Annotated in this window: 15 protein-coding genes and 1 riboswitch; of the genes, 4 read left to right on the top strand and 11 right to left on the bottom strand. The window is 59.6% G+C overall.

Annotated elements, in window-relative coordinates:
• Window positions 1-132 precede the first annotated feature (132 nt).
• The 4 genes from QWJ34_RS16035 to QWJ34_RS16020 form a co-directional block, all read right to left on the bottom strand.
• Window positions 133-2,247, bottom strand: coding sequence for a serine hydrolase domain-containing protein (locus tag QWJ34_RS16035; protein WP_302729330.1), 2,115 nt, complete (start codon window positions 2,245-2,247; stop codon window positions 133-135).
• 142 nt (window positions 2,248-2,389) lie between these two features.
• The gene (locus QWJ34_RS16030) at window positions 2,390-3,673 is read right to left on the bottom strand and encodes a sensor histidine kinase (RefSeq protein ID WP_302729328.1); all 1,284 of its coding nucleotides are present in this window, start codon (window positions 3,671-3,673) and stop codon (window positions 2,390-2,392) included.
• A 13-nt stretch (window positions 3,674-3,686) separates the two neighbouring features.
• The gene (locus tag QWJ34_RS16025; protein ID WP_302729326.1) at window positions 3,687-4,427 is read right to left on the bottom strand and encodes a LytR/AlgR family response regulator transcription factor; all 741 of its coding nucleotides are present in this window, start codon (window positions 4,425-4,427) and stop codon (window positions 3,687-3,689) included.
• A 57-nt stretch (window positions 4,428-4,484) separates the two neighbouring features.
• Complete coding sequence (locus QWJ34_RS16020; protein WP_302729324.1) at window positions 4,485-4,667, bottom strand: hypothetical protein; 183 nt, start codon at window positions 4,665-4,667, stop codon at window positions 4,485-4,487.
• A 130-nt stretch (window positions 4,668-4,797) separates the two neighbouring features.
• Between QWJ34_RS16020 and QWJ34_RS16015 the strand changes: the two genes are divergently transcribed.
• The gene (locus QWJ34_RS16015) at window positions 4,798-5,172 is read left to right on the top strand and encodes a hypothetical protein (RefSeq protein WP_302729322.1); all 375 of its coding nucleotides are present in this window, start codon (window positions 4,798-4,800) and stop codon (window positions 5,170-5,172) included.
• 54 nt (window positions 5,173-5,226) lie between these two features.
• Here the strand turns inward: QWJ34_RS16015 and QWJ34_RS16010 are convergent, their stop codons facing one another.
• The 4 genes from QWJ34_RS16010 to QWJ34_RS15995 form a co-directional block, all read right to left on the bottom strand.
• Window positions 5,227-6,045: a transglutaminase-like domain-containing protein gene (locus tag QWJ34_RS16010; protein ID WP_302729320.1), complete on the bottom strand. Its 819-nt coding sequence runs from the start codon at window positions 6,043-6,045 to the stop codon at window positions 5,227-5,229.
• Between the two features lie 13 nt (window positions 6,046-6,058).
• Window positions 6,059-6,142: riboswitch (cyclic di-GMP riboswitch) on the bottom strand.
• Between the two features lie 447 nt (window positions 6,143-6,589).
• The gene (locus QWJ34_RS16005; protein ID WP_302729318.1) at window positions 6,590-7,249 is read right to left on the bottom strand and encodes a class D sortase; all 660 of its coding nucleotides are present in this window, start codon (window positions 7,247-7,249) and stop codon (window positions 6,590-6,592) included.
• Window positions 7,250-7,438: 189 nt separating this feature from the next.
• Window positions 7,439-9,139, bottom strand: coding sequence for a proline--tRNA ligase (locus QWJ34_RS16000; protein ID WP_302729316.1), 1,701 nt, complete (start codon window positions 9,137-9,139; stop codon window positions 7,439-7,441).
• Window positions 9,140-10,036: 897 nt separating this feature from the next.
• The gene (locus QWJ34_RS15995) at window positions 10,037-11,605 is read right to left on the bottom strand and encodes a M14 family zinc carboxypeptidase (RefSeq protein WP_302729314.1); all 1,569 of its coding nucleotides are present in this window, start codon (window positions 11,603-11,605) and stop codon (window positions 10,037-10,039) included.
• A 234-nt stretch (window positions 11,606-11,839) separates the two neighbouring features.
• Between QWJ34_RS15995 and QWJ34_RS15990 the strand changes: the two genes are divergently transcribed.
• The 3 genes from QWJ34_RS15990 to QWJ34_RS15980 all read left to right on the top strand — a co-directional run bounded on the left by QWJ34_RS15990 (window position 11,840) and on the right by QWJ34_RS15980 (window position 14,686).
• Window positions 11,840-12,172, top strand: a complete 333-nt coding sequence (locus QWJ34_RS15990; RefSeq protein WP_302729312.1) for a PadR family transcriptional regulator — start codon at window positions 11,840-11,842, stop codon at window positions 12,170-12,172.
• On the top strand, window positions 12,169-13,617 hold the full coding sequence (locus QWJ34_RS15985; RefSeq protein ID WP_302729310.1) for an FtsW/RodA/SpoVE family cell cycle protein: 1,449 nt from the start codon (window positions 12,169-12,171) through the stop codon (window positions 13,615-13,617). The genes QWJ34_RS15990 and QWJ34_RS15985 overlap by 4 nt, the downstream gene beginning before the upstream one ends.
• A gap of 328 nt (window positions 13,618-13,945) precedes the next feature.
• The gene (locus QWJ34_RS15980; RefSeq protein WP_302729308.1) at window positions 13,946-14,686 is read left to right on the top strand and encodes a phosphotransferase; all 741 of its coding nucleotides are present in this window, start codon (window positions 13,946-13,948) and stop codon (window positions 14,684-14,686) included.
• Here QWJ34_RS15980 and QWJ34_RS15975 read toward each other — a convergent pair.
• The 3 genes from QWJ34_RS15975 to QWJ34_RS15965 form a co-directional block, all read right to left on the bottom strand.
• The gene (locus QWJ34_RS15975; protein ID WP_302729306.1) at window positions 14,675-15,745 is read right to left on the bottom strand and encodes a hypothetical protein; all 1,071 of its coding nucleotides are present in this window, start codon (window positions 15,743-15,745) and stop codon (window positions 14,675-14,677) included. The genes QWJ34_RS15980 and QWJ34_RS15975 overlap by 12 nt on opposite strands.
• A complete protein-coding gene (locus tag QWJ34_RS15970; RefSeq protein WP_302729305.1) occupies window positions 15,742-16,305 on the bottom strand; it encodes an RNA polymerase sigma factor in 564 nt (187 codons plus the stop codon). The genes QWJ34_RS15975 and QWJ34_RS15970 overlap by 4 nt, the downstream gene beginning before the upstream one ends.
• A 186-nt stretch (window positions 16,306-16,491) precedes the next feature.
• Complete coding sequence (locus QWJ34_RS15965; RefSeq protein WP_302729303.1) at window positions 16,492-18,144, bottom strand: TrbL/VirB6 family protein; 1,653 nt, start codon at window positions 18,142-18,144, stop codon at window positions 16,492-16,494.
• Between the last annotated feature and the right edge of the window lie 424 nt (window positions 18,145-18,568).

The following is an 18,568-nucleotide window of genomic DNA, read 5'->3' as shown; positions in this document are numbered from 1 at the left end:
CAGTTTGAACACCACCCCCTGGGTAGATTGCCGTTTTTCTTTTCAACGCAAAAAAACCGATTCCCGCCACTTGCGACGGGAATCGGTTCTTGAAAAGCAAAACGTTCATGTACGTATCCGTGCTCTAATCGCTTACTTCTGCCCCAGCGTCACGTGCACCACGTCGCCGGCTTTGCCGCCGAAGACGATCATGCCGCCTTCCGGCAGCACGGCCCGGTTGGAACCGCTGGCGGTCGAGATGTTGACCGGCGTGCCGTCGGCGTCGTAGACCGCGAAGCCGGCGCCCTGCGGGGCATCGACCGTCAGCGTTTTGCCCGCCGCGCTTGTCGGAAGCTTGAACCAGCGAGCATCGCCGGAAGCCGGGATGGTCACGATGGAGGAATGGCCGGCGTACAGCTTGGCCAAGCCGTCTTCGCCGATATAGGTCCGGCCGTCGGCCTGGAGATATTCGGCTCCGCCTTCATGCGTGAAGTCCAGATCGAACACGTCGCGTCCGGTCATGACCGGGATCTCGATCGCGTTGACCGCGTGATCCGCGTCGACGATCTTCGTGCTGTTCGCATACTCGGCGTCCTGGTCGAGCGTAATCGTCTTCGACAGCACCGACGGCGAGAGGTAGAAGAACGAATTGATCTTCTCGTCCAGCGCGTAATACGTTTTGCCTTCGCGCGCTTTCCAGGCTGCGGTCACGTCTGCGCTCAGCTTGTTGTCGCCGAGCTTCTGGTATTCGTAGTACGCCATCAGCGGACGGCCGAGACCCGGCAGTTCCATGCTGCTGCGGATACGGATATACGTGTGGCCGTTCGTCTGGTCGTCGAAGCTGAGCAGCGTCGTGCCGTCTTCGCTGGTAAATTCCTTGTCTCCGGTGTACACATAAGTTTGCGCCGGAATCAGGTCGCTCATTAGGGCCGGCAGTTTGATTTCGCCGTTCTCGATCGCGATCTCGCGCGTCGCGCCCTGGTTGCCGTACAGGCCGGAATAGTTGTTCAGCTCGGCCGGCATTTCTTTTTTCACCGGTTTCTCGAACTTGTCTTCCGGCAGGATTTCTTTAATATTTCCTTTCTGCTTCAGGTACTCCAGCAGAATATTGCTTGCGGCGGTCGTGTTGAAGATCGACGAACCGCCGGAGCTGAGGACCGCGATCGAAATGTCTTCTTTCGGCAGGGCGACCAGCGCCGAGTGGTACATGATCGTATCGCCGCCTTTGGTCACGGCCTGGATGCCGTACTCGCCGAACGGTTCAAGATTCACCGCGTCCCATCCGAGCCCGAAGCCGAAGCTGTTGTCTTCGTCTTTGACCCAGACGCCTTTGCGGTATTCTTTCTGAAGCATCGCCTGCGTCGATTTCTCGGACAGGATCTGCGGATATTCGCCCGTCAGCACTTCCGAGAACTTGGTCAGTTCTTCCGCGCTCGCATACACGCCGCCGGTACCCAGGATATTCGCGTTCTCCGCCGGCATCGCTTTTTCAAACAGCGGGAAGCGGACCGGCTCGAGCAGCTCGCGGTCGAACCGGTTCAGCGGCGTCTTGGTCGAAGTCAGCTCAAGCGGCGCGCTGACATAGCGCTCCAGATACTCGGTGTAGCTCATGCCGCTGACGCGTTCGACCATCAGCTCCAGCAGTTGGAATCCGTCGTTCTCGTACACGGAATATTCGCCCGGATCGGACTTGAGCTTCTCCGTGCGCAGATTGGTCAGCAGCGTATCGTGGTTCTGCGTATCGTTGTCGTTCATCAGGATCGTGTTCTTGTAATGCGAACCGTACAGGCCGGCCGAGTGGTTCATCAGCATCCGCGGCGTAATCTGCTTGTAGCGCTCGTCCGCCATCTGGAACTCCGGAATATAATCGGTCAGCGGACGGTCGATATCCACTTTGCCCTGGTCGACCAGCATCATCGCCGCGGCGGTCACGTACATTTTGCTGACCGAGCCGATGCCGAACATCTCGTTTTGGGAGATCGCCTGCTTCTGCCCCGCGTCGTCCAGCGTCGTTCCTCCGGATAAGACCAGTTTACCTTTGTCGCGAATCGCGTACTGCACGCCGGTTACGCCGTAATTGCTCATCAGCGCTTCGATCATTTCCTGCGCTTTGCCCTCGACCGGATCTTTTTCTTTCGCAGCCGTCGTTGTCGCCGCGGAAGCTTCCGCCGCCCAAGCCGTTCCCTGTCCTTCCGCTACCGGCAGCGCCAGCAGCAGAGCAGCCATGGCGGCCGCGCCTGTTTTTTTCAATCCTTTTATCGTATTCATCGTCATTTCTCCTTCCGGGGTTGTCGGTTTCTTTTTTATGTTCCCAGCATACTGGAAAAAGCGAAAAAGCGCGTATAAATGCCCCGAAACGAAAAAAACGATCCCTGAACGACACTTTTGCCGCGGGATCGTTTTTCATTTTTTATTTGGGAAAAGGCAGCACCACCATATTGTCGAAGGTCAGATTCTCCGTCTCGACCGTCATATGGCCGCCGTATTTGTCGCACATGCGCTCGATATTCGTCAGGCCGAAGCCGTGATCGTCCGAAGCCGGCTTGCGGCTGCTCAGGTCCGTTACTTCGCGCTCCGTCCGGTTGCGGATCCGGATAAACAGCCCGGTCTCGCTCGAACGAATCTGGATGCGGACACGGCGGTCTTCGGCGACTTTGACTTTTTTGGACGCTTCGACGGCATTGTCCAGCATATTGCCGAGCACCACGCACAGATCGTAGCGCTCGATCGGCAGCTCCGACTCGCGCAGGCTCAGCTCCGTATCCATGCGGATGCCGTTGGCCTGCCCGACGTTCAGCGCGTTCGTCACCAGCGCGTCGACGACCAGGTTGCCCGTATTCACGCGGCGGTACGCATTGTCGATCTGGTTCAGCGTGGTCCGGATATGCTCGCGCGCTTCCTCCGTCCGCCCCCGCTCGATGCACTCGGCCACAAACAGAAACTGCTGGTTCGTATCGTGGATAATCCGCTTGATTTCTTTGAAGCTGTGCACCGTTTTCTCGTAATTGGCGTCCTGGTAATCCATCTGGTTCTGGAGCTGCATATTCTGGTTGGACAGCTGGAATCTGGCGATGACGGTATCGAGCACGTATACGACCAGCACATTCAAGACGATAAACCCGAACACGGATACGAAATAATGAATATTTTTCTCCATATAAGCGGTAAGGACGTTGACCTGGTACACGCTGACGACCGGCACGCCGAGAAACAGCAGCGAGTAGCGAGATTCCAGCGGAAAGCTGCGGCGCTTGACGACAAGCCGGATGATCTGGATAACCGCGAACATGACGGTGCAGCCGATCAGCAGACTGCCCGCGACGAGCAGCCGGCCCGGATCTTCCAGCGGCGCTTGGCCGGTCGGCGAAAATACGGGATCGAGCAGATACAGCGAAATGGAATTGATGAGCGTAAGCAGCACGGCGTACAGCACGGCGAACACGATCTTGAGCCGCAGCTGCGCGTAGTAGCCCTGGGCGAGTACGAAGATGACGAACAGCGCGAGCAGCGAGGAAGCGGCCGGCGGCAGGTTGGTGGACAGATACACAAAGTTCAGCGGGACGAAAGCGGCGATCCAGTACTTTTTGGACGGCTTGCTTTTCTCGCGGCCGAACACGGCATTGAAGTAAAAATTCACCTGCACCGCCATCACCAGCGCGATTCCCAGGTTGAGCAGCGGCAGCATGAGATTCATTTCCCTACCCTCCTCACTCCGCCTTCATGACCATGAATTTGGTGCAGGCGTCTTTGACTTCCTTGATCTTCGAGCGTCCGATCGGCAGTTCCGTCCCGTTCGACATGACGACCCGCGATCCGGCAAACTTGTGCACATGCAGCAGATTGATCAGGATCGAACGGTGAATTTGCAAAAAGCGGCCGTCTTTCAGCGTTTCGACGTAACTGGAAATCAACCCCCGGCCGTCGTGCACCCCGCGCGTGGTCGTGATTTTGAGTTTGTTTTTGACGGTCAGGCTTTTCGCCACTTCGATCGCAATAATCTCTTCGTGCCGCAGCACCAGCTCGCCTTCCGCCGATTTGACGATCAGGATCTCGCGCTCTTTTTCTTCGAAATAACGAAACAGCTTGAGCATCTTCTCTTCGAACACGTCCGGGTCGACCGGTTTGAGCAGGTACTGGAACGTCATCACGTCGAAGCTCTCCAGCATGTATTCGGCGTAGCCGGTCAGGAAAATAATCTGTTCGCTCCGCCGCTTCATATCCCTGAGCTTATGCGCGGTCTCGATGCCGGTCAGCCCGTTCATTTCGATATCGAGAATGAGAATATGAAAAGGCTCGCCGCCCCGTTCGTAATGATCGATCAGCGCTTCGCCCGAAGCGAACTCGCCGGTTTCGAAGTCGATGCCGGACTTGACCGACAGATCGAGCAGCATCCGCCGGACGTCTTCCCTCCGCGGCTGCTCGTCGTCGCAAATGGCAATGCGGTACATGGATGGCGGCCCCCTGTGCGTTTTTGTGTTTATTATAGCGCAGAGAAGGCGGGCCGGTCAGGATGGCGGGTAAAAATAGCCGTTGAAATCTTGTCCCGCGCCTCCGGCGAACGTCTCGCGCATCTCGCTGCGGACGCGCTGCGCCTGCTCTGCGTTTTCCGCTCCGCCGGTAATCAGCACGGTCCGCCCCGCTTGCCTCGATTCGCCGATCCAGTCTTCGGAAGACGCCCACAGATGCACCCGGTCGAACGATTCGTCGAACCAGACGCCGGCCGTTCTTGAATCCGCCGTCGAGAGGATAATAGGTGTAAAATATCGTGCCCTGGTAAATCCCGCCGCGGTCCGTCAGCACCATCGGCCGGCCCGGTTCATGGGTGCTCATCCAGTCGAAGCCGTCCACCGTGATCCGCACGTTGAATTCCGGTTTGCGCAGCAGCTTCCGGTACATTTCGCCTTTGACATGGATCACCGTCGGCGTGTCGTCGTACTCTTTGCCGGCCCATCCTTCCGAGGCTTCCGAACTTTCGGACTGCGGGATCTCGACGGACAGCACGGCGGGAATATCCCGGTCGATCGCTTTCGGAAACGGATAGACCCAGAGAAAGATTCCCAGAATACACAGCAAACCGATTCCGATCGCATGGGTGGTTTTCATGATACGACCTCCGTTTCTTTTGTTTTTTCGCAAAAAAAGCATTACGGTTTGAACGCGCCGCGGCAGCGGTTGGTTTCGTTATTCGCATAAATAAAGAAACCTCCGCGCGCATGGCGGAGGTTTCGGATAGGGGAAATTCTTTTTTTAATATACTTTTTGTACGCTGTATTTGCTTGCTTCTTTGGCGAAACCGATCGACTTGCCGGCTTTCTTGTACGCGGCGTCGACGGTAGTGTCCACGATTACCCACTTGCCGTCCAGGTACACTTCGTTCCACGCGTGATACTCTTTGACGTAAGACGTGCTGCCCATCACCAGTTTGGTCGGGATACCCGAACTTCTCAGCATCACGGCCATCAGGGACGAATAATCGTAGCAGATGCCTTTTTTGGAAGACAGCGTTTGGTCGGCGGAAGGCAGATAGACGCTGCCCAAATTTTTCGCCAGATCGTAGTCGTAACTGACGTTCGAGATCACGTAGTTGTAGATGGCCTGCGCTTTTTCTTTGTCGGTCTTCTTGCCTGCGGTCAGCTTCTGCGCCAGAGCCGTTGCGTTCTTGGCGTCTTTCCAGTTCACGTTCTGCACCGAACCCAGGAATACTTCGTTGGCGCTCGGCGAAGTCAGCTCGACGGAAGACGAACCGATCTTTTTGTAGCTGGTGCCGCTTGTATTCTCGAGCAGCGTTACTTCGTACGAACCGTTGCCGGATTGCAGCGGGAAGCTTTCGGAAGCTTTGGATGTATTGAGATCGTAAGTGTATACGGTGCTCGCTTTGGAGATCATGACTTTGACTCGTTTGGAGGTTGCTCCGCTGTAGCTCACGCCGACCGTGCCCTGTTGGAGGGTAGTGGTATCGAGCCAGGGAGCGTCGACCGAAGCGGCCGAAGCGGGATGCGCGATCGCTGGCGCCAAGCCGGCAGCCAAGCTCAGAGCGAGGGTTATCTTAACAATCCATGAACGCATGGAAGAAACTCCTTTCGGTAGCTGGCTGCCAACCCGTGCGGGTAAGGCCCTTTAGCTTTGCGTCCCTGTCTTTCGATCAGGTTTGCCTTTGTCGTTTTAGTTTTTCCTTGTCTTATAGCTTATATATCGGCGAGATGAAACCTTTCACATATGAGTACAAAGGACCATTTTTTAATCTGCGATTTTAAAAGAAATAGTTATAAACCTTGCAGCTGCGGCAATCGAGAACCCATTTCATTCATTTTCTTATGAAAAGTTGTCTTTATAGATCCATAGTACCTACAGATAAGGAATTTAGCAAGGAGTAACAAACAATATTTGCGCCAAAAGACCCGTTTCAGGCCCTCGAAATCTGGAATAACACAACCAAATTCCTGCTTTCCTATGCAAAAAGCCTATCGACTTGCTAAAATTTCGAAGCGCACGCACAAAAAAACCGCCGCGATCGAATATCGCGGCGGTTCTGCGGCGGCGTCCCGAAGCGGGGACGACGCCGGATAAAAGCTGTATGTACCGGGCATGCCGCCCGGCCTTCGCTTGGTGTTTACTTTTTCAAAACGGCATGCACGATCAGACGGTGCGTCGGGTTCACCAGCGGATCGCAGGTAATCAGCGTCAGCGCGGTTTCGCCCGGCGTCGGATTGAGCACCGATACTTCCGTCGGCTCCACGATATGGATCTTGTCGACTTCGTAGGTGTACGTTTGGCCGCCCTGATCGACCTCGAGGGTATCGCCGACTTCGGCTTCGCCGAGCCGGTTGAACAAACGGCCCGTCTTGTGCGCCCGGTGCGCCGCTACGGCCATATTGCCTTCAACGCCGGCCAGTCCGGTACCGGTAACGTGCACGGCCGCGCTTTTCATATTCTGCTTGGTCGCGCCTTCGACGATCGGCAGCTTGATATCGAGCTTCCCGTAGCGGATTACGCCCAGCACTTCCCCGTCCTTGAGCGAATCGGGATCGAGCGGTTCGACTTCCTCGGACGCTTCGTCGTCATCGCCTTCGTCCAGCAGGTTCGAGATTTTCTGGTAATCCGGCACCGCCGATTCGCTCGATACCCGGGTGAGGTCCAGCGGCTTCCGGCTTTGGACTTCGGCTTCTTTCAGCAGTTGGGCCTGGGCGCGATCGTCCAGCCAATTGTTGACGGTGGGATACAGAATGACGCAAAGCCCCAGCAGCATAATGACATACGACCATTTCTTCAATGCCGTTCCTCCTTATCTTCTATAGAGAGATACGGCGCAGCCGCCGCATAATGTGCGTAGCCTCTAACTCATTATAACCTCAAAAGCAGGACATAAAGCGAAAGCCGTATTCAAGGTTCCCCCGAATACGGACTGCCTTTATCCTTTATTTCGGCAAAACAAACACGATTGTGCAGCGGAATCGCCGAATCAATTCCGTTTCGCGATCCGGTCGAAAGCTTCGTCCGCCGTCAGGGTTTCTTTGTCGGCGTCGGAGCGCTTTTTGAATTCCACCCGCTTCTCCGCGGCTTCGCGTCCGACGACGATCCGATGCGGGATGCCGAGCAGGTCGGCGTCTTTGAACTTCACGCCGGCGCGTTCGTCGCGATCGTCCAGCAGCACGTCCACTCCGGCCGCGCGGAAGCGCTCGTACAGCTCCAGCGCAAGTTCCATCTGCGCGGCGTCTTTGGCCGAAGCCGGCACGATATGCACGGCGGCCGGCGCAATCTCTTCCGGCCAGCGAATCCCGTTCTCGTCGTAATTCTGCTCGACGACGGCGGACAGAATCCGCGAGATGCCGATGCCGTAGCAGCCCATGATCGCGGTCCGGCGGCGGCCGGAATCGTCCAGATACGCCGCGCCCAGCTTCTCGCTGTATTTGGTGCCGAGCTTGAATACATGCCCGACTTCGATGCCGCGGTAGAACTTCAGCGGTCCGCTTCCGTCCGGACTGAGATCGCCTTCGGCCGCGTTGCGGTAATCGCCGACGAGGTCGGCCGCGAAATCGCGGTCCGGCTTGACGTTCTCCACATGGTAATCCGTTTCGTTCGCGCCCGCGATCGCCGACGGCATCGCCGCGGCTTCGCGGTCGACGAGCACTTTGACCCCTTCAAGCCCGGCGGGACCGGCAAAGCCGACTTCCGCTCCGGTCAGTCTGCGTACGGCTGCGTCGTCGGCCAGTTCGATCCGCTCGCCGCCGAGTGCGTTCTGCACCTTCGTTTCGTTGACCTCGCGATCGCCGCGCACCACGACCGCGACCGGCCGGTCGTCTACCAGATAAAGCATCGTTTTGATAAACGCCGAAGCTTCCAGGCCGAAATGTTCGCGCAGCTGATCGATCGAATGCGCGCCGGGCGTGTGAACGCGGTTCATCGGCGGCGCTTCTTCGCCCGATCCCGCAGGCGGCTCCCAGAACATCTCCGCTTTTTCCAGATTCGCGGCGTACGTTCCGTTCTCGCTGACGACGATCGTGTCTTCGCCGATCTCGGCCAGCGCCATAAACTCGTGCGTTTCGCCTTCGCCGCCGATCGCGCCCGCATCCGCCTGCACGGCGCGGAAATCGAGGCCGACGCGGGTGAAGATCCGGGTGTAGGCTTCGTACATGGCGCGGTACGTCTCGTCCAGTTCTTCCCAGCTCCGCCCGAAGGAATAGGCGTCCTTCATCAGGAACTCGCGCCCGCGCAGCAGCCCGAAGCGCGGACGCCGCTCGTCGCGGAATTTGGTCTGGATCTGGTACAGGGTCAGCGGAAGCTGGCGGTACGAGCTGATCTCGTCCGCCACCAGCGACGTGATGACTTCCTCGTGCGTGGGCCCGAGCGCGAATTCGCGGTCGTGCCGGTCTTTCAGCCGCACCAGTTCGGGACCGTAGACGTCGTAGCGGCCGGATTCTTTCCAGAGCTCGGCCGGCTGCATGGCCGGCATCAGCAGTTCCTGCGCGCCGGCGCGGTCCATTTCTTCGCGCACGATCTCCTGCACTTTCTTGAGCACGCGGAATCCGAGCGGCAGATACGTATACACGCCCGAAGCGAGCTGGCGGATCAATCCGGCGCGCAGCATCAGCTTGTGGCTGACCGCCTCGGCGTCCGCCGGCGCTTCGCGCAGGGTCGGGATAAGCAGTTGGCTTTGTTTCATGGGGGAATCTCTCCTTTTGGGTTTTGTTTTATTGAGTCGGTTCGCGTTTTGGGCTACATTGCTTTTTGGGACATGTAGGCGGTCTGTAAGCGGTTCTGTTCAAGCTGCATTGCCTAAAAAGCAGTGTAGAGAGTAATTTGAGCGCATTGGCTTCCATTTGCCGCTTCTACGCTTCTTAATTGTCAACGTAGCTGCATGTATGCGAGGATTTCGTCTTCTACGTTGCTTTTTGAGCAGCGTGGCACCGATCTCGCCTGCCGCTTCATCCTTTCAAGCATCCAAGCACGCAAAAAAGACACACTCGTTAGGGACGAATGTGTCTTCGCGGTACCACCCTGGTTTCCCGGACGCGCGGCGGATAAACGTAAACGGCTCGGGCCGAACGCGAAAAGCTCCGCATTCGGCCGCCGCTGCCGCCGAAGCGCGAACAGGCTCGAAGTCCGGTAACGGGGACGTCCGGCGGCGTTTGGAGCGCCGCAGCTCTCGGGATAGGACTTCGCGCTTCTGCCGGGAATCCTCGCAGCCCAGGGGATCCTTCTCTGACGGCAGACTTCGCGCCGCTCCGGATATCGCCCGGCCGGCGCTCGCGAGGCATGGCCCCGGTCGTTGCTGTTGCTTCGTGATTGGACTCTCGTGATCCGTTATACACCGGGCCGGCCGGCGGCGTCAAGCTTTAAACCGGCACTCGGCCGGCTGCGGCGGACCTGGAGGCGAACCCGGAGGCGGCGTTAAAAGCGCGGGCCGCGCTTGCTCCGCCGGCCGCCGCTGCGCGGCCGGGACGCTCCGGCACGGACAGGCGCCGACCCGCGGCGCGGCGCTTGGCCGCAGACGGCCGGAGGACCGGCGCTTCGGCTCCGCCGCCGGTCCCGGGCGCCGGGGGCGCCGCCCGCCGAACGGTTACCCGTTCGGCACGACCGTGCCCGGCACGGTCGGCACCGCCGGAGCGGGCTGCGCCGGCTCGACGGGCCCCGTCGTTCCCGGCACGGGCGCTGCCGGGACGCTTTCCGCCGGGGCAGTCTCTGCCGGCGGGTTTGCCGCCGGCGGTTCGGTCTCGACCGGCTCGATCGGCTCGATCGCGACCGGCGGGCTGGTCAGCGACAGAGTTCCCGTCGCCCGGTCCAGCGCCAGCGACGCGCCCGTCGCCTGGCCGACGAGGCGCGCGGGCACATAGATCTGCCCTTCGTGCATGCGCGGCGCGGCGCTCAGCGTCACGGCTTTGCCGCCGATCAGCGCCTGCTTGCTGCCGAGCGTGAAGCGCACCGTGCCCAGCGGCCCGCTCGACGTTACCGTCTTGGACGCGCCGTCCCACGACGCGCGGTAGCCGAACGCCGACAGCAGCGGCTTATGCAGCACATAAGTCGTGCCGCCTTCTACGAAGGCCGCCGGTTCGCCGGCGATCTTCCGCCCGTCGAGCAGCACGTCGACCGGTTTCACCGCGTTCTTGTTCTTCTCCGCCCACAGCGCATAACCTTCCTGCGCGATCCACAGCCCGATCTTCTTGTTGCGCCGCCACTCTTCGGTGAACGCCGACAGCGGCAGGCTCGTTTCGCCGTTCTTTATCCCGATCTCCGGCGTAAACGCCGGGCGGCCGAACTGCTGGATAAACCAGTCGGTATACCCGCCCCCGCCGTTCGCGTTGAAGCTCGGACTGACCTGGCTGTAGCCCGTCAGGCTCGTAAAAATATCCGCCAGCCGCTTGTCGCGCGCGTAATTGACGGCCGGCGTGCGGAAATTCCAGTACAGAATCCGCCCCGCCGAATGATACGATACCGCGATTTCCGGATCGATCTCGTACGTGAACGCCACCAGCGCTTTGTTTTCCAAAGTGGTCACCGGAGCCGTTCCCTTATGCCCCATCCAGTGCGGATTGTAGTAGTTGTTGACCAGATTCGCCCAGTTGGTGTCGTACTGCCGGTTGAGGTCGATGCCCTGCGCGTTCGCTTTCCAGCGTTTAAAATTGTCGCTCCCGTCGTTCATCGCGATCAGGGCTTTGTGCGCGCTGACCGGAAACGATTGCAGTCCCGCCTGCTGAAGCGCCACGCCGTCCGGATTGACCATCGGAACGAACCAGATTTTCGTTTTGCCGAGCAGATCGCGCACGTTGTAGCCTTCGAATGTACCGCCCGCCGTGTAAGCCATCGCATACTGTTCGATCATCGTCATATTCAGCGTCGTCGTGAGCCATTCGCGCGCGTGATGCGACCCGTTGAAGAACACCGCCGCTTCGCCGCCGCCCAGACCGACCGCCCAGATCTCGCGTCCGTACGGCGTTTTGCCGATGGATTGGTATTCGATCAGCTCCGGGTACCGCTCGGCCAGTTCGCGAATATCCCGCGTCAGCACGCCGTACGTATATACCTCCGACGAATTGACGATTTTCGCGCTCGCCGCCTGAATTCCCCCTGCGGGCGCCAGTATCGGCACCGCGATCGCCAGCGCCAGCAGCGCCGTCCAAAACTTTTTCATCGCAACCCCCTGCGGTTTTTTCTCGATATTTCCGTTATGTACGCGGCCCCGTCGGAATTTTTTGGCTTTTCCCTGTTTGCATCCGCGGCCGTCCATCCGTTTTCTTACGATTCGTGTTCGAATGCCGCGATTCCTGCACGTTCCCTTTTTTTCCAAACTTGTTGACAGGGCATCATGCCTAGTCTTACAATACATAGTAAATCTATGTATAGATAAAAAGGAGACGAATACGGCATGAAAGTAAGCAAAGAGCTGCTGAAAGGATCGACGGGAACGCTGGTGCTGACCGTGCTGTCGAACAAAAGCATGTACGGCTACGAGCTGATCAAAGAACTGGAAACCCGCTCGGACGGGGTTTTTGCACTGAAAGAAGGCACGCTGTACCCGATCCTGCACGCTATGGAAGCGGAGCGCTGGGTGGACTCGTACTGGGAAGAAAGCGGCGGGCGAAAACGCAAATACTACACGGTGACCGAATCCGGAAAAAAGCGGCTTAGCGAAAAAACGGAGGAATGGCGCATCTTCAGCGGCGCGGTCAACGCGGTGCTCGGGGAGGGCCGGGTATGAGCGAAAACACCCCACGTAACCGAAGCGAACGTGAAACCGCGCTGGCCGAAAAAGCGGCCGCGACCGATATCCAGGCCTACCTCGACCGCCTGTGCGCCCGCGTCAAAGCGAAGGAACTGCATCCCGAACTGCGGGAAGAGATGCGCGGGCATATCGAGGAACTGATGGCGGGCAAAATGGACCAAGGCGCTCCGCCCGACGAAGCCGCCGAATGGGCGCTGGCGCAGATGGGCGACGCGGACGAGGTGGGCGGCACCCTGGGACGTGTGCACCGGCCGAGGCTGAATTGGCTGCTGTTCGTTCCTCTGGCGGTGATGATCGCGATCGGAATGACGGCCATTTTCTCGCTGGACGCAAGCCCGGATTCCCAAATGATCTACAGCATGATTGCCGGTTCTCAGGCTTTTTATTACGGACTGGGGGCGGCTGTTCTTATTGCCTGCCGTTTGTTCGATTACCGGCTGTTCAAAAAGTACGCGGTTGTTCTTTATGCTTTTACCGTTTTGTTTACGATGTTTGCGATGACCTATGCGTCGGTACGGATAAACGGCAATCTGGGCTGGATCAATATCGGCGGGGTATCGCTGAACTGGCCGCTCTGCATGTTCGTCCTGCTGCTGATCGCTTTGCCCGGCGTATTCGAACGTTTAAGACTGCGCGGGCGAAGCCGGTATCATTACCGGCAGATCGGCGCTGTCGTTCTGCTGGTTATACCGGCCGCTCTTCATCTTCACTTTCATATGCTCGGCTGGCTGCTCATGCTGCTTTATCTGGCGGCGGGACTGCTGATTTATATTCGCGCGGGCGGAACGCGGCTTTACGCTTTCGCGGTTCCGGCGGGCGCGGCTGCGTTCATGACCGCCATCTATCTGCGCAGCGATTACTGGCAGATGAAATTCCGGGCTGTGCTCGCCCCGGGTACGGGAGAAGCGCAAGAATCGTACGTCAATAACGCTATGTCCGCCGCAATTCGCGAAGCCGGATGGTGGGGGCACGGCTTCGGAAGCCGGAACCGCGCTCTCCCTTATGCCCATGCGGAATCCATTTTCCCTTACGTAACTTACAGCTTCGGCTGGATCGTCGCGGGCGTGCTGGCGGCGGCTATTATCGGGCTGACTGTCGTTCTGTTCCGCACGCTTCTCGCAATCCGGGAGCATTACGGCCGCTCGCTTGCGATCGGGCTGTCCGTTCTGCTGGCGGGCCAACTGCTGTACGGACTGGGCGCTTCGTTCAGCCTGCTGCCTTTTACCACGCTGCTTATGCCGTTTATCGGCTCCGGCGGAAGTTCGACGCTTGTGCACTGCGCGATCGTCGGCCTGATTCTCGGCGTCTATCGGCGCAAAGACATGCTGCCGTACGCGCCGCGAGCCGCCGCCAAGGAAGCCGGCGGTCTTGAGGACCGCGCCGCTGTCAGCGGTACCGGCAGGGTCGGCGGACAGCGATAAAGGCCGGCTTGGTGCAAAATGGTGCGGAGATACAACATTTTCGGCGCATGGAGCGTTAAAGTGCGGATATGTTGCGCACATGCATCATTTTGCGGTTCTATACGGCTTACGGGGCAAAACGAGCAAAAATGATGTACCTGAGCATCATTTGGACTTTTTCTACCCGTTTTCGGCCAAAATGATGTACCCCCGCAGCATTAGTCCGGCGCAAACGGCTGTCTGCGAGTACGCCGGCGCAGTCTGCGCCGGTCCGGCGCGTTCGGTTGATAGGGTCCGACGCCTGCTGTAGGTTCGACCTATCCAACCGGGAAGGGAGTGAGTAAGCCTTATGAAAACGCAACTTCATCGCTTCTCGCTCCCTTACGGCCGAATGCAGACAGACCCGATGATTGTCGGAGGTTTGACCCGGGAGCCCGGACATTTCGATGTCCGGGCTTTTCTTTTTTGGAACGCGCGCTTTCCGCCCGAAAGCCGCGCGTCCGGCGAAGCGATCGTCCGGCTGTGGCGTCACGACGCGGGCAGCGTTCGCCTGCGAAGGATCAGCTCCAATGTCCGCTGCACGCTGGACGTGGACGGAGAACGGCACTTTCTGCGCTGCGTGCCGGAAGGCGAACGCAGCCAGACCGGGGTGGAAGCGGAAATCCGCCTGCTTCGCGCTTTGGACGGCGGGCCCGCAAGAGCCGCGCAGCCCGTTCCTTCGCTGGACGGCCGGCTGGTCGAAACGGCCCGGCGGGAGGGCGCGGCCTATTACGCCGTGTTGTTCGAAAGCGTCCGGCGGAAAGCGGCGGCGCTGGCGGAAGCCGCGGAACAGGCGGTTCAAGCCCGTCCGGCCGCGCCGATCCATTTCGACTTTGAAATGGACAATCCGCTGCGGCACGGGGAACAAATCGGCGCGATCGACTTCGACGACTGCCGGCTGTATCCGCCGAGCGCGGATATCGAATACGCGACCGGCGATCTGCGGGAAGCGGAGCTTGCAGCACGCGCCGAAGCCGGAACGCTTGAAAGCGGGAACCCGCCCGAAGCACCGGGCCTGCTCCCGGCGGGCCGTACTTTTTCAATCGTTTAAAATAGTCGCCGTATACGTGGCGCCGTCCGTTTTGTAGTCGACGGTTCGGCTTCCGTCCGGCCGGACGGCGTAGTTCATGCCGTAATCGTCCAGGTAGAAACTTCCGCCGCTGTCAAGATCGTAGGCGGCCGCCTCCCCGCCCGCCTCTCCGGTACGGCCCGCTTGCTCCGTATCGTAGGACTGGCGGTAATAAAGCAGGCGCTGATTGTCCGCGTCGTAAGCCAATTCAAACGTCTCGCCGCCCGCCGAACGGTAGTCGGTTATCGCCCTGACGTCCAAAAGAGTTCCGTCTTGGCGGGTGGTCGGAAGCCCTTCCGTGTCCACAACCCAGACTTTCTCGTCTTTGCGCTGCGGCGCTCCTTTAACGTGAATACTCGTCGTGTAGACGACGTACCGCCCCGCCGCCCAGAGATCGTCGATGTAAGGATAGCCGTCCGGATTCCCCAGCGTGGTCAGCGGCAGCTCCAGCAGCTTCAGCGATTCTTCCTCGCTCAGCTCCTGCTTGTCGGGACCGCTCAAATAAAGCTTGAACGACGTTTCGGGATGATCGTCCATCTTCATATCGTGGATCGTGTTCGCGGTGCCGCTCATCTGCGGCGCGGGCGTCCAGACGATTCCCGCGGCCGTGCGCACGGCGCGCGTCCATTCGGGAATCCGGGCGTACGCATCGTCGAAAAAGTAGGTCCGGCCGCCCAGCGGAAAAGTCGATGTGCCCGCCGGCGGCACGACTTCTTCGAAATGCCGGCCGGACGCCGGCTGCGAAACGCCGGACGCGGCGGGAACTTCCGGCCGCCACTGCGACCAGTGCGAAGCCGCGTAAGCGCCGCTTCCGCCCAGCAGCAGAATCAAAGCCGCCGCCGAAGCCAGGCGCGCGTTGTGCCCGCCGCGCCCCGAACCGGCCGGTCGGCCCGCTTTCTCTCGCGGCGCTTCCGCGCCCGACGCGGCGGACCGCTCGACGCGGCGCATCATCTCCTCCGTGAAAGGCTCGCGTTCAAAAGGACCGTCCTGCGCCCGCTTGTACCACTCGGGCCGATTCGCTTCCGGTTTGTTTGCGTTCATCGCCGCTCCTCCTTCAATCGTTTGCCTACTTTGTCCCTGGCCCGAAACAGCCTCGACTTGACCGTCCCTTCCGCGATGCCCAGCAGCCGCGAGATCTCGGCCAGCGGCAGTCCGTGCTTCAGGTCCAGCACCAGCACTTCGCGGTACCGGTCCGGCAGCTTCATAACGATGCGCCAGATTTCTTCGTTATCGCTGCGGCGCATATAATCGTCTTCGGCCGACGCCGCCGTTTCCCGTTCGGGCGGCTCGGCCATCAGCACGGCGCGGCGCGCAAACGCCGATCTCCGGCGGCTGAACGCCGCGTTGCGCGCAATCGACAGCAGCCAGGTTTTTATAGCGGCTTCTCCCCGAAACGAATCCATCGAGGCGTACGCTTTGACGAATGTATCCTGCGCGATATCGTCGGCCAGATCCCGGCTGCGCGTCAGAAAGTAGGCGTAGTGCCAGACGTCGCCGCCATACAGTTCCATAAGCCGTCTAAGCCGGACTCCTCCGTCCGCTTCCGCCCCGGCGTCCTCGCCTGCCGACCCGCCGCGGACCGGTTCGCGGTTGTGCTCCATCTCGAATCCCCCTCTGCCGCCGCTCCGCATTCTTGCGGACTCTCTGCCAATAAGACTTCGCAGCGAAGCAAAAGTTCCCGATTTTCATAAAAAAGATTTCCGTATAACAATCCGCGCAAAAAAGCGGGCCCCGGAAATCCGGAACCCGAAACGGAGGGAGAAGGAAGAAGACGCCGGGCAAACGGCTTACTTGCGGCCGAGCAGCGATTTGGTCGTGCCGCCGAGCACGGCGCCGGTCGTGCCGCTCGCTGCCGGAGCGGAAGCTGCCGGAGCCGATGCGGCCGGTGTCGTCGCGGCCGGCGCGGATACGGCCGGTACGGTCGTGCTTGGCGCGGAAGCTGCAGGCGTCGCAGTGCTTGCAGCCGCCGGAGCCGCGGCGGAAGCGCCCGTCGATGCGGCCGGAGCCGGGGAAGCGGCCGCTGCCGTTGTGTTCGTCAGGCCGAGCGCGTTGGTCAAGCCGGTGACGATAGCGCCCAGCGTGTTCGAAGATGCCGGAGTCGTCGCGCTTTGCGACGGCGTCGTTGAGGCTGGCGTCGTCGGGCTTTGCGACGGCGCCGTTGGGGCTGGCGTCGTCGGGCTTTGCGACGGCGCCGTTGGGGCTGGCGTCGTCGGGCTTTGCGACGGCGCCGTTGGGGCTGGCGTCGTCGGGCTTTGCGACGGCGCCGTTGGGGCTGGCGTCGTCGGGCTTTGCGACGGCGCCGTTGGGGCTGGCGTCGTCGGGCTTTGCGACGGCGCGCTCGCAGCCGGCGCCGAAGATTCCTGCGGCGACGGGCTCGCGGTCTGCGCCGGCGTAGCCTGAGACGGCGCGCTCGCGGCCGGGGCCGAAGATTCCTGCGGCGACGGGCTCGCGGCCGGGGCCGAAGATTCCTGCGGCGACGGGCTCGCGGTCTGCGACGGCGTAGCCTGAGACGGCGCGCTTGCGGCCGGGGCCGAAGATTCCTGCGGCGACGGGCCTGGCGGCTGTTCCTGCGCCGCCGGAACGGCTGCCGGTTCCGGCGAAGCGGCGGACGGAGCGGGAGCGAATGTCGTCTGCGGAACATGGATATCGGCAGCGGCCGCGGCGGTTTCGCCGGACGGCGCTGCGGCGGTGTTGGAGGTTCCCGCGACGGCGGCTTCGACGTCCGAGCCCGCTGCGGTTCCCGGGACGAACGCGCCCGTTGTTGTTTGCGCGGAAGATTCGGCGCCCGTTCCCGCCGAGGCTGCTCCCGAAGCGATCGTGCCGGCTGCCGAACCGTAAGAAACGGCTCCCGAAACGACCGATCCCGCTGCATTTGCCGCACCCGGAACCGCTGCCGCAGACGTCGAAACGGCTGTTTTGACCGCGGTCTTGACGCTGTTCGCCGCGCCGGAGACAGTGCCCGTAACCGTGGCCGATACCTCGGAAACCGCCGCTTTGACCGACGAATACGTATCGTTATACATCTTGTACGACTCGCTGCTGATGTCCATTCTTAATTGATGCAGCTGCGATTTCCAGCTTACGCCGTTCTTGGACACCTGCTGGTCGACGGCCCGCTCGGCCAGGTTCTTCATGGTGCTCTTGAAGTTGTCGGCGGTCAGGTTGAAGCCTTTTTGCGAGTAAATCGATTGAAGCAGTTCGTACTGCTGCTGACGGGTTTTATCGATCTTCGCATAAAATTCCGTTTTTTCTTTTTTGATCTCCGCGTCGGTCCGTTTGTCCGTTTTGCTTGCGGCGGCCGAATTGACGGTTTTATCTTTTGTCGTATCGTAAGTTTTCGCGTTATCTTTGTCTTTGCTGTAAGCCGTGGACGATGCTCCTCCATAATCGTTGGATCGGCTTTGACCCGACGGCGAAGAGTAGGCGGAAAGTGTACTCATCGTTTCAACTCCCTCTCTGTTCTCTGTGTGTGCTTGGCAACCTCTACAGGAACAGTTTACTATCTTTTGGAAAAGAAAGGGAATGAGAGGCGGTTCCCGACTCGCTTCACTTCAAAAAAGCAAGGAAACAGGACGTACAGACTGACTTTTTAGACACCTATCCTGGTTTTTCCAATCTTGATTCGTTTTAATTTTTCATTATCCGAGGCGATTCGACTGCGTTCGACGAATTGCAAAGAAGCATTCTCAAAAATTAAATTGCATAAAATATTTTTATAAACCGCTTTGAAAAAGCCCTTTCCTATTTCCGCTTTCCTTTTCCGGCCCTTCACGCCTGCTTTTTCCTGCCCAGTTACAAAATTGTTACTCATAAATTGGCGGTAAAAGGTTGTCGGCCTGCTCAAAACCCGATATATTCAGAAGC

The sequence above is a fragment of the Saccharibacillus sp. CPCC 101409 genome (assembly GCF_030518235.1).
Lineage (GTDB): Bacteria > Bacillota > Bacilli > Paenibacillales > Paenibacillaceae > Saccharibacillus.
This window is presented reverse-complemented; position numbering and strand designations above follow the sequence as displayed.

Bases quoted from the DNA above. Each gene is read 5' to 3' on its own strand.
- QWJ34_RS15980 (WP_302729308.1), top strand. From the start codon at position 13,946: ATGAAAACGCAACTTCATCGCTTCTCGCTCCCTTACGGCCGAATGCAG.
- QWJ34_RS16010 (WP_302729320.1), bottom strand. From the start codon at position 6,045: ATGCGTTCATGGATTGTTAAGATAACCCTCGCTCTGAGCTTGGCTGCC.
- QWJ34_RS16030 (WP_302729328.1), bottom strand. From the start codon at position 3,673: ATGAATCTCATGCTGCCGCTGCTCAACCTGGGAATCGCGCTGGTGATG.
- QWJ34_RS15975 (WP_302729306.1), bottom strand. From the start codon at position 15,745: ATGAACGCAAACAAACCGGAAGCGAATCGGCCCGAGTGGTACAAGCGG.
- QWJ34_RS16000 (WP_302729316.1), bottom strand. From the start codon at position 9,139: ATGAAACAAAGCCAACTGCTTATCCCGACCCTGCGCGAAGCGCCGGCG.
- QWJ34_RS15995 (WP_302729314.1), bottom strand. From the start codon at position 11,605: ATGAAAAAGTTTTGGACGGCGCTGCTGGCGCTGGCGATCGCGGTGCCG.
- QWJ34_RS15985 (WP_302729310.1), top strand. From the start codon at position 12,169: ATGAGCGAAAACACCCCACGTAACCGAAGCGAACGTGAAACCGCGCTG.
- QWJ34_RS15970 (WP_302729305.1), bottom strand. From the start codon at position 16,305: ATGGAGCACAACCGCGAACCGGTCCGCGGCGGGTCGGCAGGCGAGGAC.
- QWJ34_RS15965 (WP_302729303.1), bottom strand. From the start codon at position 18,144: ATGAGTACACTTTCCGCCTACTCTTCGCCGTCGGGTCAAAGCCGATCC.
- QWJ34_RS16025 (WP_302729326.1), bottom strand. From the start codon at position 4,427: ATGTACCGCATTGCCATTTGCGACGACGAGCAGCCGCGGAGGGAAGAC.
- QWJ34_RS16035 (WP_302729330.1), bottom strand. From the start codon at position 2,247: ATGAATACGATAAAAGGATTGAAAAAAACAGGCGCGGCCGCCATGGCT.
- QWJ34_RS15990 (WP_302729312.1), top strand. From the start codon at position 11,840: ATGAAAGTAAGCAAAGAGCTGCTGAAAGGATCGACGGGAACGCTGGTG.
- QWJ34_RS16015 (WP_302729322.1), top strand. From the start codon at position 4,798: ATGGGTGCTCATCCAGTCGAAGCCGTCCACCGTGATCCGCACGTTGAA.